This window comes from Bacteroidota bacterium (assembly GCA_016194975.1).
Classification (GTDB): domain Bacteria; phylum Bacteroidota; class Bacteroidia; order Palsa-965; family Palsa-965.
Map to the genome: position 1 here is coordinate 17,318 of JACQAM010000007.1, position 15,506 is coordinate 32,823.

The 15,506-nt window shown below is 43.4% G+C and carries 14 protein-coding genes; 8 read left to right on the plus strand and 6 right to left on the minus strand.

Annotated elements, in window-relative coordinates:
* The first annotated feature begins 200 nt into the window (after window positions 1-200).
* The 3 genes from HY064_04735 (at window position 201) to HY064_04745 (ending at window position 2,563) form a co-directional block, all read left to right on the plus strand.
* Window positions 201-770, plus strand: coding sequence for a hypothetical protein (locus HY064_04735; protein MBI3509947.1), 570 nt, complete (start codon window positions 201-203; stop codon window positions 768-770).
* Between the two features lie 24 nt (window positions 771-794).
* The gene (locus tag HY064_04740) at window positions 795-1,175 is read left to right on the plus strand and encodes a DUF1987 domain-containing protein (protein MBI3509948.1); all 381 of its coding nucleotides are present in this window, start codon (window positions 795-797) and stop codon (window positions 1,173-1,175) included.
* 179 nt (window positions 1,176-1,354) lie between these two features.
* Window positions 1,355-2,563, plus strand: coding sequence for a T9SS type A sorting domain-containing protein (locus tag HY064_04745; GenBank protein ID MBI3509949.1), 1,209 nt, complete (start codon window positions 1,355-1,357; stop codon window positions 2,561-2,563).
* 11 nt (window positions 2,564-2,574) lie between these two features.
* Here HY064_04745 and HY064_04750 read toward each other — a convergent pair whose 3' ends face one another.
* A complete protein-coding gene (locus tag HY064_04750; GenBank protein ID MBI3509950.1) occupies window positions 2,575-3,945 on the minus strand; it encodes a GIY-YIG nuclease family protein in 1,371 nt (456 codons plus the stop codon).
* 153 nt (window positions 3,946-4,098) lie between these two features.
* Between HY064_04750 and HY064_04755 the strand changes: the two genes are divergently transcribed.
* Genes HY064_04755 through HY064_04765 form a run of 3 tightly spaced genes read left to right on the plus strand, consistent with a single transcriptional unit; the run spans window position 4,099 to window position 6,204 of the window.
* Complete coding sequence (locus tag HY064_04755; protein ID MBI3509951.1) at window positions 4,099-5,082, plus strand: D-glycero-beta-D-manno-heptose-7-phosphate kinase; 984 nt, start codon at window positions 4,099-4,101, stop codon at window positions 5,080-5,082.
* 11 nt (window positions 5,083-5,093) lie between these two features.
* On the plus strand, window positions 5,094-5,579 hold the full coding sequence (locus tag HY064_04760; protein MBI3509952.1) for a methylated-DNA--[protein]-cysteine S-methyltransferase: 486 nt from the start codon (window positions 5,094-5,096) through the stop codon (window positions 5,577-5,579).
* A gap of 52 nt (window positions 5,580-5,631) precedes the next feature.
* Window positions 5,632-6,204 carry a prealbumin-like fold domain-containing protein gene (locus HY064_04765; protein MBI3509953.1) on the plus strand — a complete coding sequence of 191 codons (573 nt, stop codon included), beginning with the start codon at window positions 5,632-5,634 and terminating at the stop codon, window positions 6,202-6,204.
* Between the two features lie 11 nt (window positions 6,205-6,215).
* On the opposite strand, the gene obgE is transcribed toward HY064_04765, so the two are convergent.
* The 3 genes from obgE to hpt form a co-directional block, all read right to left on the minus strand.
* Entirely contained in the window at window positions 6,216-7,220 is a 1,005-nt protein-coding gene (gene obgE / locus HY064_04770) for a GTPase ObgE (GenBank protein ID MBI3509954.1), read from the minus strand.
* Window positions 7,221-7,311: 91 nt separating this feature from the next.
* Window positions 7,312-7,884 carry an adenylate kinase gene (locus HY064_04775; GenBank protein MBI3509955.1) on the minus strand — a complete coding sequence of 191 codons (573 nt, stop codon included), beginning with the start codon at window positions 7,882-7,884 and terminating at the stop codon, window positions 7,312-7,314.
* A gap of 19 nt (window positions 7,885-7,903) precedes the next feature.
* Window positions 7,904-8,452, minus strand: coding sequence for a hypoxanthine phosphoribosyltransferase (gene hpt / locus HY064_04780; protein ID MBI3509956.1), 549 nt, complete (start codon window positions 8,450-8,452; stop codon window positions 7,904-7,906).
* A 314-nt stretch (window positions 8,453-8,766) separates the two neighbouring features.
* Between hpt and dnaB the strand changes: the two genes are divergently transcribed.
* Entirely contained in the window at window positions 8,767-10,320 is a 1,554-nt protein-coding gene (gene dnaB / locus HY064_04785; protein MBI3509957.1) for a replicative DNA helicase, read from the plus strand.
* A gap of 9 nt (window positions 10,321-10,329) precedes the next feature.
* Here dnaB and HY064_04790 read toward each other — a convergent pair whose 3' ends face one another.
* Together HY064_04790 and HY064_04795 are read right to left on the minus strand one after the other, a co-directional pair.
* Window positions 10,330-12,141, minus strand: a complete 1,812-nt coding sequence (locus HY064_04790; GenBank protein MBI3509958.1) for a TonB family protein — start codon at window positions 12,139-12,141, stop codon at window positions 10,330-10,332.
* A gap of 10 nt (window positions 12,142-12,151) precedes the next feature.
* A complete protein-coding gene (locus HY064_04795; GenBank protein ID MBI3509959.1) occupies window positions 12,152-13,537 on the minus strand; it encodes a hypothetical protein in 1,386 nt (461 codons plus the stop codon).
* Window positions 13,538-13,683: 146 nt separating this feature from the next.
* Here HY064_04795 and HY064_04800 point away from each other — a divergent pair, with 146 nt between their 5' ends.
* On the plus strand, window positions 13,684-15,396 hold the full coding sequence (locus HY064_04800) for a M23 family metallopeptidase (GenBank protein MBI3509960.1): 1,713 nt from the start codon (window positions 13,684-13,686) through the stop codon (window positions 15,394-15,396).
* The last annotated feature ends 110 nt before the right edge of the window (window positions 15,397-15,506 follow it).

Consider the following 15,506-nt stretch of genomic DNA (forward strand, 5'->3'; position numbering starts at 1 on the left):
GAAAAATCAGGAAAGGCGGCTTCTTACCCATAGCCGCTTTTTCTAACGATGATGAATACAAACACACACGCTCCCACTCTTACTCTTGCTTCCCTTAGAGGATTTGGTTTTTCCAAAACTCCCCCTATATTTGTCTTACCTGCCCCGCTGAAGCAAAGCGAAGGCAAAATTGTAACCCGAGAAATCTCGTACCATTTATGATGGTAGACATTTACGATTTTTACGATAAGATGGAGCGTAATAATATCATGCTCTCCTTCAAGGGCGATATTACCTCGGAGTTGCTTACTTCTATCCTGCAAATCATGGAATCCAAACTTGATACCATGCAGGAAGAACCCAAGATCAAGAAGAAAGTTTACAATGTGCTCGTTGAATGCCTGCAGAATCTTTATCACCACATGGATGAAATTCCGCGTTCACTCAACGGCACTTCAGTTACAACAGGCGACGGAGAAAATATCCGCTCTGCGATCTTCATGATCGGTAAGATCGATAATCAATACAACATCATTACCGGAAATTATATTCTCGGCGATAACGTAGAAAAACTGAAATCAAGACTCGACGAGATCAACCGGCTTTCCAAAGAAGAACTCAAAGATTATTACAAAGCAGTACTGAATAACGGAGAAATGTCAGACAAAGGTGGCGGCGGATTGGGAATGATCGATATTGCACGCAAGACCGGTCAGAAACTTAATTATCATTTCATGCCGGTGGATGACACCTATTCTTTCTTCAGCCTGAATATTAAAATCGCACAATAACACACATCATCAATAATTACACTTATGGAACGCATAGTCATCGAAGGCACCCCAAAAACACCGACCATCACTTTTGATATGTCGGCTGGAACTCTTGAAATCCGCGGACGCTCTATTCCGGAAAACTCCATCGAGTTTTACAAACCACTTGTAGAACAACTGGAACGCTATGCCGGCAAACCCCAGTCGAATACGAACGTGAATATTCAACTCGAATATTTCAATACAAGTTCTTCAAAATGTATTCTTGATGTTTTCAAGAAACTCGAAGCGATCCACAAAGGTGGAAGCGCTATCATCATCAACTGGTATTATGAACAGGATGACGAGGATATGCTCGAAGCCGGCGAAGATTACCAGGCCATTATCAGCGTTCCTTTTAAAATGATAGAAGTGGCGGAATAAATTTTTCGCTCTCGTAAATACAAACGGGCATTTCGGAAGAGATGCCCGTTTTTTTTATCCATTCTGAAATGATGCTGATTTTTTTCAGAAAAAAACTGACCGTGATAATTTTTTCCCCGGAAACTTTTGCATCGAAAACCTTTTTTCATAACTTTCATTCACACCCAAACCCACTTCCCATGAAAAAATTCTACGCACTTCTTTTTTTCTCGACCCTCATTTCTCTTGCGTATGCGCAGGGCACCTGGTTGCAGAAACTTGATTATGCAGGAGGCGGCCGCTATGGCGCTGCTGCTTTTTCCATTGGCAATATGGGATATGTAGGCACAGGATATGACGGCGTAACGTATCACCAGGATTTCTGGAAATACAACCAGGCGACAGATGCATGGACACAAATTGCAAGTTTGCCCGCAGCCGGGAGATTCGGTGGTGTTGCTTTTTCCATTGGTGCAAATGGCTATTTCGGCACAGGATACGACGGAACTTATTACAAAGATTTCTGGAAATACGATACCACGGCAAACAACTGGTCGGCAAAAGCGAATTTCTCCGGAACTGCACGCTACATGTGCGTTGGATTTTCCATTGGTGCAAACGGATACATCGGAACTGGAAATGACGGCGTAGTGAAGCAGGATTTTTATAAATACGATACACTCGCGGATGCATGGACACCGAAAGCGAATTTTGGAGGAACAGCGCGATATGGTGCTGCAGGTTTTGCAATTGGTGGTAAAGGATATATCGGAACCGGTTTCGATGGCATCGTACCATTCACGCAGGATTTCTGGCGATATGATCCTGTTGCTGATTCCTGGTCGCCGCGTGCGACATTTGCCGGCGTCGCGAGATTTTATGCAACAGGTTTTTCTGTTGGTGCGCTCGGTTATATCGGAACAGGATTTGCGATGTCGGGTGACCGGCAGGATTTTTATGAATATCATCCTTCTACCGATTCATGGATGACGATGACAAATTTCCCCGGCTTACCTCGCCATTTGCCGGCCGGTTTTGGAACAACATCGAAAGGATACATCTGCACAGGATGGAACAGCACAGTTTATTTCCAGGATCACTATCAATTTACTCCCGACAGTTTGCCGCTGGCAATAAATTCAAATGAAAATAATTTCACAATGAATGTTTCGCCGGTTCCTGCGAACGAAAAAATTACGGTGAATATTTCCGGATCTTTTTTCAATGGCGCTTCTGCAAACAAAGGCGAAATTCTCATCTATGATCCGTGCGGAAAAGTGATCCTGCGTTCTGCTGTTCACGGAGAGAGAACGGAAATGGATATGACACAACTTCAGAATGGAATTTATTTCGTGCGCGTGGAAACAAGCGCATACGCATGCGAAGAAAAAATAATGGTCTGTCATTAGGGATTATTTTCTTACAGAATTATTTTTTTCAGTTTCTGATTCTGCGACAACCATCCTCTCGCTAATTCATCCACATCCGGAAAATAATTTGCGCGTTTGATCCGTGAACGCAATTCTTCGGAAGAAGAGATTGTATCACTCTTGTCAAAATATCCATAACCGGCATAACGCCCTTTCTCGAAAAGAATAATGGAATTTTCCTCTTCGGTGCGGCCTTTGTCAATGAGAACGTAGTCTGTTTTTTCTTTCCGGTACTCATCAAGTATCCTCTGCGCACGAAGGTTGTATTCCTGCACAACTTCATCATTGGTACAGATTCCGTAACATTTCTTAACGTGCCGCTGAAAACATTCGCCGCCGGTTTCGTTGAGCCCGCAATGGTTGAGACAGAGCGAATGTTCATCGATCCACTCATTCAGTTTTTCCCGTGCGGAAGTATAGGTGGTGTAACTCAGCAGCGGATCATTCGCTTCATCGCAGGGGACAATTTTAAAATTGATCACGTTTTTTTTATCAATGAAATGATCGATGGAATGTGTGAATACATCTCTCCGGCGCGCCCGGTTATGTTTCGGCTTGTGTTTTTTTATTTCTTCCGATTCAAGCAAAAGGGCGATCAACTCGCTTCCTGTTTTCACAAAATCCACATCCATCAATTCGTTTTTCAATTGGTCCGATTTTGTTTGTTTGTTATTGAAATGGCCGATGGCGCGCGTGCGCATGTTTGTGCTTTTGCCAATGTAAATGATTTCTTTTTCTTTATTGAGAAAATAATACACGCCGCATTCTTCAGGAAGTTTTTTCAGCACGTACAACCTGATCTTATCGACCTTCGACGTATTGATCTCGTGAATATCCTGCCTCCTGTAGGTGGGGTGTTCCGATTTTTTCTGCAGGAGAATATCAAAAAGTTTTGCAGTGGCTTCGGCATCTCCCATTGCACGATGGCGGTCACCGGTGGCAATTTCAATTCCAAGTGATTCACATAATTTTCCGAGCGAATAAGAAATTCTTTTCGGCAAAAGTTTCCGGCTGAGTTTTACCGTGCACAGTTTTTCTCGTTTCCATTTGTAACCGAGCGAACTGAATTCCCGCTGAATGAAATTATAATCGAAATTCACATTGTGCGCTATGAATATTTTTCCTTCCGTCATCTCCACGATCTTCTTCGCTACTTCGTAAAACTTCGGCGCACCCTCTACCATTTTATTCGTGATGCGTGTCATGCGCGTTATAAATTCGGGGATCCTGCATTCGGGATTGATGAGTGTGGAATATTTTTCAGTCACCGTTAATCCATCGTGAACAAGAATAGCGATCTCGGTGATGCGATCCCGGTCGTGACGGCCTCCTGTAGTTTCTATATCTACGATTGCGAACATTTGAGATTGGAGGGTGGAGAGTGGAGTCCGGAGAACATAAACAAAGATACGCTACCCTGAAATTCCCCCAGCTCTCCTCCTTCCGCTCTCCAATGAAATCCGTACTTTTATCATCTCAAAAAAAAGTTAGTGGCAAAACATTCCTCTAAAGCGATCCGCAAGATCTTCGAAAGTTTTTCTCAACTCCGCGTACTCATCATTGGCGATGTGATGATCGACAATTATGTGTGGGGAAAAGTTTCCCGCATTTCCCCGGAAGCCCCGGTACCGGTCGTGTCTGTGATCCGTAAAGAGCAGCGGCTTGGTGGCGCTGCGAATGTGGCGCTGAATGTTCAGGCATTGGGAGCCCTACCCATTCTTTGTTCGGTGATCGGTGTGGATCGTGAAGGAACTCTTTTTCTTGATCTGATGATGAAAGAAAAACTGGCGCCGAAAGGAATTCTGAAAAGCCGTGAACGGATCACCACGGAAAAAACCAGGGTCATCGGGAATAATCATCATTTACTCCGCGTGGATGAAGAGATCGATTCTGATATTACTCCGCATGAAACGAGTTTATTCCTGCAGCGCATTGCTTACCTGCTCGACACACAGAAGATAGACGTGATCATATTTGAAGATTATGACAAAGGATTGATCACTGAACCCCTCATCCGCGATGTGGTGAATCGTGCAAGAAAGAAAAAAGTTCCCGTGGTGGTCGATCCGAAGAAAAAACATTTCATGAATTATCAGGGTGTAACTTTATTCAAACCAAACCTGAAAGAACTTAAAGAAGGATTGAAGATCGATTTCAACCAGAGGAGCGAGAAAGAACTGACGAAGGCGGTGGATCTTCTGAAGACAAAATTGAAAATAGAACTTGCGCTGATCACGCTTTCGGATCACGGAATTTATGTTCATGGCCGCCATGTGAAAAAATTATTACCTGCACACCTGCGTAACATCGCAGACGTATCGGGCGCGGGCGACACGGTGGTGAGCGTGGCAGCGATGTGTCTTGCTGCAGGATTGAAACCGGAAATGATCGCAGAGATCTCCAACATTGCAGGCGGGCTCGTGTGCGAGAGCGTGGGTGTGGTTCCTATAGACAAGGAGCAGTTGATCGAAGAGGTGATCACTTTACTCGCAAAATAATTTTTTCAGAAATGCCCGGACTAATATTTGATTCGCCGGTAGGAACAATAGAAATTGTGGGTGATGAACAATTCATTCACGAAGTAGAATTCCGCGATGAAGCAAAAAATCCGGAAAGTGAAATTCCCCCTTTACTTTTAAAAGCGAAGAAGCAACTGGAAGAATATTTCTCGGGAGAAAGAAAGATTTTTGATCTGCCGCTGAAGCAGGAAGGAACAGAATTTCAGCAGAAAGTATGGAATGAATTGTGCAGAATTCCATTCGGAAAAACAATTTCCTATCTCGATCTCGCTAAAAATCTCGGCGATGAAAAAGTAATTCGTGCGGCCGGAACTGCCAATGGAAAAAATAAAATTGCGATCATCGTTCCCTGTCATCGCGTGATAGGCAGCGACGCAAGTCTAACGGGTTATGCCGGGGGGCTGCATCGGAAAGAATGGCTGCTTCGTCATGAAAAAAGTTTGCCTGGAATGGAACAACTGGAACTTTTCCGTTAACGAACTTCGTTCGGTTGCCATTGGCTAATGACATTTTTTTTAACTTGACATAATGAAATTTCCTGCCGCAATTTTTATTCTTACTATCACACTTTGTATTTCATCGTGGACGTGCAGGCATACTGAAAAATTTCCACCGCCAAATAAAGGAACAGGTTCTATTTCAGTTTCAGGAATCCTTCTTGTAAAAAGCGATTATTGCGGGGGAGCAAGGCCATCGGACGACCTGCTGAATGCGCCGGCGCAACCAACTGCGGGAATAAAATTGTATGTGAAAACAGGAAGTTCTAATTCTGATAAATGTTCTATTGTTGATTCTGTAATTTCTGATACCGCCGGAAAATTCCAGATTGATCTTGCTCCTGGAAATTATTGTTTTGTTGAAGCGTGGAAAAAAGAAAAGTACTCGACGCCGAAGAATGATCAGAATTCAACTTACGATACGGCCTGCTACCGGAAGCGATATGAAGAGTGCGATTATTCCATTGAACTGAATAAACCGGTAGGCGACGCACAAATTATTTTGCAGCATCATTGTCCGTGGACTACACCGTGTGTGAGTTATTTTGGGCCGCTTCCGCCGGCCGCAAATCCACGTGGAAGAAGAGCGCCGCATAATGAATAGGAGAACGAATTTCAATTCATCAACTTCCACAATTCATCTTTCAACTGTTGAATATTTTTTCCGGTCGCCGAAGAAAAAATAACATAAGGGATATTTAATTTCTTTATTTTTTTGTCCATTTCTTTTTTCACCGCAGCAAACAATTCTTCATCGAGCAGATCGGCTTTTGAAATTCCGAGAATTCTTTTTTTATGCATGAGCTCCGGGTTGTATTCATCCAGTTCATTCATAAGAATGTTGTACTCTTTCACAATATCATTCGCATCAGATGGAACCATAAACAGCAAAATAGAATTCCTTTCGATGTGTCGGAGAAAACGCAATCCCAATCCTTTTCCTTCGTGCGCACCTTCGATGATGCCGGGAATATCGGCCATGATGAAAGAACGATCCTCACGATATTTTACAATTCCGAGATTCGGAACGAGTGTTGTGAATGGATAATCGGCGATCTCCGGTTTTGCTGCAGAGACAACAGAAAGCAAAGTGGATTTTCCTGCATTGGGAAAACCAACCAATCCCACATCAGCAAGCAATTTCAATTCGAGCACTTTCCATTCTTCTCTTCCCGCTTCACCCGGCTGCGCAAATCGCGGAGTTTGTCGCGTGGATGTTGCAAAAAAAGTATTTCCCTTCCCTCCTCTTCCGCCTGCAACAGAAATATATTCTTCTCCGTCTTCATTTATCTCGCGCAGCATTTCCCCGCTCTCCCCATCACGCACCACTGTTCCCAGCGGAACTTCTATCACTTCATCTTTTCCTTCCGCTCCAGTCATATTCGACCGCCCGCCTTTCTCACCATCTTCGGCGATCACATGCTTGCGATATTTCAAATGAAGCAACGTCCACAATTGTTTATTTCCGCGAATGATCACATGTCCGCCACGGCCTCCGTCTCCCCCATCGGGCCCTCCTTTCGCAGTCTGGGCTGTGCGCAATAAATGCACCGACCCACCGCCGCCTTTTCCGGAACGGCAACAGATCTTTACATAATCGACAAAATTTGAATCAGCCATGGTACGAAATACAAATATTTACGAATCTACGAATACGAATCATTGCAGAATAACCCAGAAATTCCAAGTAAAATAGTTTCTTCCTGCATTATTATTTTAATCCATCGATCTCTTTACAAAGTGCGTTGAAGATATCTTCAATATTTCCTGCACCAACCACTTTTTTCAGCCGGCCCGTTTTTTCATAATACGGAAGTACGTGAATGGTCTTTGTGAAATATTCCGTGATCCTCTTGTTCAGTTTTTCATCTTCATCGTCGGCGCGATTGGAAATTAATTTTCTTTTTGCAATGCGATCGCGGATCTCTTTTTCAGAAACTTCGAGAGAAATAACAGCGTGAATTGCAGTTTTACTTTCTTTCATAAAATCGTCGAGCGCCTGCGCCTGCGCTACTGTGCGCGGAAAACCATCGAAGAGAAACCCTTTTGCCTGGGGATTTTTATCAATTTCCTGTTTGAGCATTTCAATGGTAATGGAATCGGGAACCAATTCTCCGTTGTTCATGATCTCTTTCACGCGTTTTCCGAGATCGGTATTATTGGCAGTGTGCCGGCGGAAAATATCGCCGGTGGAAATGTGTGCGAATCCGTAACGTGCAATTAATTTTTCCGATTGAGTGCCCTTGCCTGCACCCGGCGGACCGAAGAGTACAATGTTGCGCATAATTTCTGTTTTATTTTTTTCAAAGCGGGTTATGCTGTTTTTTTATTACGTAAATATCGCGGAGATTTCTTCCGAGCCCGTTATAGTCGAGCCCATATCCCACAATGAAATCGTTCGGGATTTCCAGACCGATGTATTCGACGGGAATATTTTTTTTGTACACGCCGGGTTTGAAAAGAAGTGTGGCCACTTTCACTGACGAAGGTTGTTGTGCAATTATTTTTTCGAAAATTTTCGTGATCGTATTTCCCGTATCAATGATGTCTTCCACAATAACCACATCCCTGCCGGAAATATTCTCATTCAACCCGATCAGTTCCGTAACGTTCCCGCTACTGGTTCCGGAATAAGAAGCCATTTTCACGAATGAAACTTCACAGTCGAAAGAAAAATTACGAAGAAGATCGGCAGCAAAAAGGAAAGAGCCATTGAGAACGACAATGAAGAGCGGTTTCTTTCCGGAATAACTGCGTTCCACTTTTGCTGCAACATCGCGCACCGCCGACAGAATTTTCTCTTCTGAAAGATAGGGTACGAACTCTTTATCACCGAGCTGAATGGAAGACATAAACGAGGTGCAAAAATAGGCAAATTGGCCATTGGTAAATAGTCATTAGTTGCCGGTTGCTGATCAAATATTATTTTCCAATGACAAATGACAATTGGGCAATGAAATCTTACTCACATCAGAAGCCGGAAAATTTCATTCTTACAAAATTTCAGAATATGAACCGGAAAATTGTTCAAAACTAAAAGTGCAAATCATTAACAATCCCTGTTCAAAAGACGTTTACATTTATAAATAGCTGGAAGCCGTTGAAGCGATCGGTATTTTTCTACTTTTGATGCCCTCCCGAAAAAATAACTGTTGACCCTGAGAAGATGAGTACCGAACAGAAAAAAAATTCCCCCAGCACACGTCCTGCGCACCTCTCACAGGTAACCCAGCAATTGTACGAGCTCGGAAAACTTCCCCCACAGGCAGTTGATCTCGAAGAAGCCGTGCTCGGCGCGCTCATGCTCGAAAAAGATGCGCTCACTGCAGTGGTCGATATCCTGCAGCCGAAAAGTTTTTACAAAGAAGCCAACGGAAGAATTTTCGCTGCCATTCAAAATCTTTTTCAGCGGTCGGAACCTATCGATATTCTTACGGTAACGCAGGAACTGAAACGTACCGGCGAACTCGAGATCGTGGGCGGCGCTTATTACATTTCTCAACTCACGAGCCGCGTTGCTTCTTCCTCCAATGTAGAATTCCATGCGCGGATAGTTTCCCAGAAGTTTATTCAGCGCGAACTCATCAATATTTCCAGCGACACGATCAAAGCCGCTTACGAAGACACCACCGATGTATTCGATCTTCTCGATAAAGCAGAAGCGAATTTATTTTCTGTCGTGGAAGGAAACATCCGCAAGAATTATGACCCGATGAGTACGCTCATCAACCAGGCGATGAAACAGATCGAGACCGCGCGCGAGCAGAAGAGCGGTGTGAATGGTGTGCCGAGCGGATTCACTGAACTCGACCGGTTGACTTCCGGCTGGCAGAATTCGGATCTCGTGATCATCGCAGCTCGTCCTGCAATGGGAAAAACTGCATTTGTACTTTCACTTTCGCGAAATGCAGCCGTTGATTTTAATCGCCCTGTCGCTGTGTTCTCTCTTGAAATGGCTTCGGTGCAATTGGTTCAGCGTTTGATCTCCAGCGAATCGGAATTGCCTGCAGAAAAATTGCGGAAAGGAAATCTTGAAGAACACGAGTTTCAGCAAATGCATACGAAGATCGGAAAGCTCTCGGCCGCGCCGTTGTTCATTGACGATACTCCTGCACTTTCTATTTTCGAATTGCGTGCAAAATGCCGGCGACTGAAACAGAAACATGATATTCAAATGGTGGTGGTGGATTATCTCCAGCTCATGACCGCAGGTTCTGATAATTCGCGCAATGGAAACCGCGAGCAGGAGATCAGTATGATCTCACGTTCATTGAAAAGTATTGCGAAAGAACTGAACATTCCCATCATCGCGCTTTCTCAATTGAGCCGTGCAGTAGAAACACGTGGTGGCGATAAAAAACCGCAGCTCTCCGATCTTCGTGAATCCGGTGCGATCGAGCAGGATGCCGACATGGTACTTTTCATTCACCGCCCGGAATATTACGGACTTGATGTTACTGCAGAAGGAAACAGCACGGCTGGAATGGCGGAAATTATTATTGCAAAACACCGTAACGGTGCAGTGGGAAGTGTGACGCTGCGTTTCGTGGATCGCCTTGCAAAATTCATGGACGTTGCCAATGATTTCGGCGGACAGAACAGCGCGGAAGGAAATGCAACTTATAATCCTGCAGCGGGAATAAATCCATCGGAAGATTTCGGTAATGGAAATATTATCCGCGGATCGAAGCTGAATGACATTGAAGAAGATCCTTTCTGATCATTCACATTAATTTCCCGCCGATTCATTCCTGAATTTTACCGGCATCGTCATTTGCAGTCTTACTGCTCTTCCATTCATTTTTGCCGGACTCCATTTTCCGCTCGTCAATGCAATGAGACGCATGGCTTCCTTATCAAAATCGGGTGCATTCGGAATGGGTTTTGCAATTTTAATATTGGAAACCGTTCCGTCTTTTTCGACTATGAACTGAACCCACACTGTTCCCTGCTTTTCTTCATAACCTTTCGGATATTTAAGATTGTTATTCATGAATTTGTAAAATTCGCCTGTTCCTCCTGCAAACTCCGGCATCTGTTCAGCGAAAGTAAAAGCTTCCTCCGTATCGTTTCTTTGTTCAACAATAACATTATTATTTTCCCCATCCCGGTTCATTAAATCTGTATTTACGGAATCCACTTCTATTGGCGGAGGCGGTTCATCCTGATTCGTAATTTCAGGAGTAATAAAAACAATATTGCCGGAGACTTTCGTGCGATCGGGGTGATAATAGGCAGGGTTGTCATAAACTTCGCCCGGTTTGTTTCCGTCCACGATCTCGTTGTAAGCTTTGCTTCCTTCTTTCAATGGCCTTCCTTTGTAGTCGAATGCTTTGGGTTGTGCTACAACACTACCACCATCCAGTTCGAGCACGAGCATCACTTTCCCATTCATGTACCATTTCGTATAAATGCCGTCCATTTTTCCGCCGTTATAGGTGGTCTCTGATTTCACTTTCCCATTCGGATAAAAGGTCTGCCATTTGGAATTCTTCGCTTCAAAATGATATTCACCGGTGAGCATTAAAATCCCATTCTCATCGTATTCCGAGTACTGAGAAAATTGTTCTTCGCGCACGAAGCCGGGATAGTACCGGTATACACGTTCATTCGAGATCTTCCCGTTCTTTTGATAATAGATTATTGTGTCGGGTCCGTATGCGCCGAAATATTCGTGCGTGAGAAGAGTTCCATAAATATCAAACTGATCATCGGCGCCGAAACGTTTTCCGTTCTTCCAGTGCATCTCGCGCAGAATTTTTCCATCGTCATAATAAACACATTTTCCATTCAGGAGCCCGTTGGAATATTCTTCCACAGAAATAAGCTGCCCTTCACTATTCCAGGAAATAGCTTCTCCTTCCGGGTTTCCATTGTGATAATGCGCCTGTTCACGCTTCACACAGTTTGAATATTTTGTCAATTCACTGAGCATTCCATTTGCATATTCATCAATTTCCGATGCACAGGTATCGCCGGCTGCCGGCTGTTGCGGGTAGATCCTCCACGTTCCATCGCGTTGTCCATTGGCATAATATTCAAAATGGTTTGGGCGGCCATCATTATTCCAAGTCCAGACATAGGAAGGTTTGCCGCTGAAATAAAAAGATCTCATGAAAATTTTTCCATTCTCATAATAATAGATCTGCGCGCCATCGAGTTGGTTATCCTGGTAAATATTATTGGCCTTGATCTTTCCACTCTCGTAATAAGTGGTCCAGAGTCCTTCTAATTTTCCATCAACGTATCTTCCGGCAGAAAAAATATTTTGGTCCTGGTAATATTCGGTGCACATTCCATTTTCCACTCCGCTTCTGAAAGTTTTTGTTGATTCGAGTTTCCCGTCTTTATCATAAAAATTCCATTCGCCTTCTTTTTTATGATTCTTCACTTTCCCTTTTGCCTTCACCGTTTTATTGTTGTCGTAATACAATGTGACCTTTCCTCTTTTCTTTTTTATTTCCTGCGAAAAACAATTCGCACAAATAAAAAAGCACAACATCACCACACCAAAAAATTTCAATGCCCTGGTTATTCTCATTGGGGAAATATTATTTCGTGGTATGAACAGTCTCATCTTCACAATCGGAGCGCGTGGAGGTAAACAGCGACGGATACTTTTTCTTCATTTTCAAATACAGTTCGCAATCGCCGTGATCGTTGATCATGCTTGCCGCTTCCTCTTTGTATTTTCCATCCATACTTTTTTCTGCTTTTGCCAGTACCGTTTCCTGATCGGCTGCGGTGAGATATTCGAAATAAGAACTAAGTAAATTCGGTTGCTGAGAATCATTCTCCATTTCCGGCCAGGTTTTTATCATCAGTGAGGCCGCGTAATTTTTCATAGTTGAATTATTGGCCTTCAAACCAAGATCAAAAATATTTTGAGCAGTGAGTATCTCCGGTTCTTTACCCGAATGATTTCCCTGGAGGAATTGAATGGTGAACAACTGATCGAGATAATCCAGGATTTCAGGAGCAGGAGCTTTATACCAGGCCGTATCGAACCGCTCAATGAATTTGTAGAACATTTTTTCATTATGAAAACACAAGCGGCACATCACGCTGTCGAGCGGAGAATAAAGTTGCGTTGAATTTGCATTACGGGCAAGAGCAATCAATGTGTTGTAAGTATCCACCGCATAAGAGGTGGTATCGCCGGAATAAGCGTTCTCTTCCATATCGCGTGCAAGAACGCGAACGCGGTCGGCCACTTTCGTTTTCCACGAAGCATCAAGATCTTTCCACACCGATTGTTCGGAAAGCGAATTGATATAAAAAGTGGAATTACGATAAGCACCGTAAGTTCCGAGTGCAAACTGGTCCATTTCATTGGTATGTTTAAGCGAAAGCAATGCATCAAAAACATATTCCTGATTTTCAATGGAAACCGTGTCCATGAAAAAACGTGCAGCAATATCTTTCAGCGCAGGAATTTTTGTCCAATCAGGATCTTTTCCCGCATTCACATCTGCAGTGAAAAGATCATCGTAATAACCGGTATGAAACATTTTTCCGCCCTCCACCCGGTGAATAACGCGAATGATCTTTCCTTTTTCAGTGATGCGTGTGTAGAGTAAATTTTTTCCGTCAGGTGAACTTTCCAGATCGATATTATCAACGATCTTCTGCAATTCATTTTTAGAAAGCATATCGGGGAATTCTTCCATTCCATCTGCAAGAAAAATATTTCCGTTCGACTCGATGGTCACTGCATTGCTGATATTTTTATTGACATACGGAATGAAAATAGGTGCGTGTCCGCCTCCTGCTACGCCTGCGTCCCACTCGCGCGAACTGCTGGCACGGATCGTATATTCATTCCCCGCTACGGTAATTTTTTTCGATGACTCGATCTCTTTATTGCCGCAGGAATCGCAAAAAAAGAAAACGAGCAGAACGCCGGTTATGGCAACGGGGAAACGGAGGAATTTCATACTGTTAAATTTAGAGATAAACCGTCAATGTTGAAAGCGATTTGAAAAATTGGCACAAAATTCATGGCAAACAATTAACAGGAAAACGTTGACAGCTATTCAAAACGTTGCCCGGTTGTGAGTTGAGTTGCCTTAATTTTATTCCGGTGAAAAAAATCTTTCTTCTTTTCTTATTTCCTTTCCCGCTTACGGCGCAAAGCGATTATCCGCAGAATTATTTCCGTAATCCGCTCGACATTCCCATTATGCTTGCCGGAAATTTCGGTGAGTTGCGCGAAAATCATTTTCATACAGGAATAGATATTACCACGCACGGTGTGGAAGGGCTTCCGGTACACGCTGCAGCCGACGGATATGTTTCAAGAATAAAAGTGGGTCCGTTCGGTTATGGAAAAGTAATTTACATCACGCACCCGAACGGCTACGTGAGCGTGTACGGGCACCTGAGCGAATTCAATGACGCCATAGGAACGTACGTTGGAAAAGAGCAATACAAAGACGAATCGTTTGAAGTGGAATTGCAATTGCAGCCGGATGAAATAAAAGTAAAAAAGGGAGATGTGATCGCGTACAGCGGCAATACAGGAAATTCCGGCGGGCCCCATCTGCACTTTGAGATCCGTGATGAAAAAACAGAAGATGCGCTGAATCCGTTGCTCTTCGGTTTGCCGGTGAAAGATGATGTGGCTCCTGTTCCTGTAACGTTATTGGTTTGTCCTGCTGAGCCGGGCGCGAGTGTGAATGGAAAAAATGAAGCTGTAAAATTTGCGTTGAAAATTTCAGGAGGAAAATATATTCTTGCAAATGCAACCGATAGTATAGTCGTTCACGGCAAAATTGGTTTTGCAATTGAGGGCTATGATAAAGAAACTGTTTCGAACGGAAAGAACGGCGTTTATTCGATAGAACTGGATGAAGAAAAAAAAATGATCTACAAGCATCATCTCGAGCGTTTGCCTTTCGATGATCTGCGTTACATCAATGCATTCATTGATTATGATGAATATGAAGAACACAGCCATTTTTACCAATGCAGTTTTGTTTTGCCGAATAATATTCTTCCGATCTACGACAGCGTGGTAAATAACGGTTATGTAAATTTCAATTCCGATTCGAAGATCAGTTTCCGTTATTTGCTCGGTGATGCTTTTGCCAATAAAGCAATTTTCGATTTCAAAGTGAAGTCGCTGGCGCGCTCTCCCGTTCCCGCGCGTATGGGCCTGACTCCGTACGTGCACGTGCTCCTGTGGGACACCACAAATCTCATTGACGAATCTTCATTTCAACTGAGTACTCCTTCGCGCGCATTTTATGAGAATGAAGAATTGATTTTCAATATTGCCCTGGAAAAAAAAGGATTTGCATCTTCTGTTTCATTCCCCGAAAATATTCCGGTACAGCAATCCTGTTCTTTCACGCTCTACGCCGATATACCGGAAAATATGCGTGCAAAATCTTTTATTGTTCAGAAAACAAAATCGGGGCATTACAGTTACATCGGCGGCAGTTGGAGCGGGAATGGAATAACAGCCGATATAAAATCGTTTGGCACTTTCATGATCATGAGTGATACAACGGCTCCTTCCATTCACACTTCGAACTTCGATATGAAAACAAAACAGGAAGATCTTTCATCATTGAGCTCAATGAAATTCACGATCGGCGATAATCTTTCGGGAATAAAAAGTTACCGCGCAACGATAGACGGTAAATGGGTACTGATGCAATATGAACCGAAGAAAAAAATGATCTGGTACACATTTGATGAACATTGTGGAAAAGGAGAACATGATCTTGTGCTGGTAGTAACGGATAAATGCGGGAACAGTTCTACTTACACAAAACATTTCACACGTTAGCAGAGTACGAAATACGAAAGTGTACTAAAAGGGTAATGGTGAAAACAGATTTCGTATTCATCTGCATTTGGTAACTTTTTTCCGAACGCGTTCGGGATTTCGTATTTCGT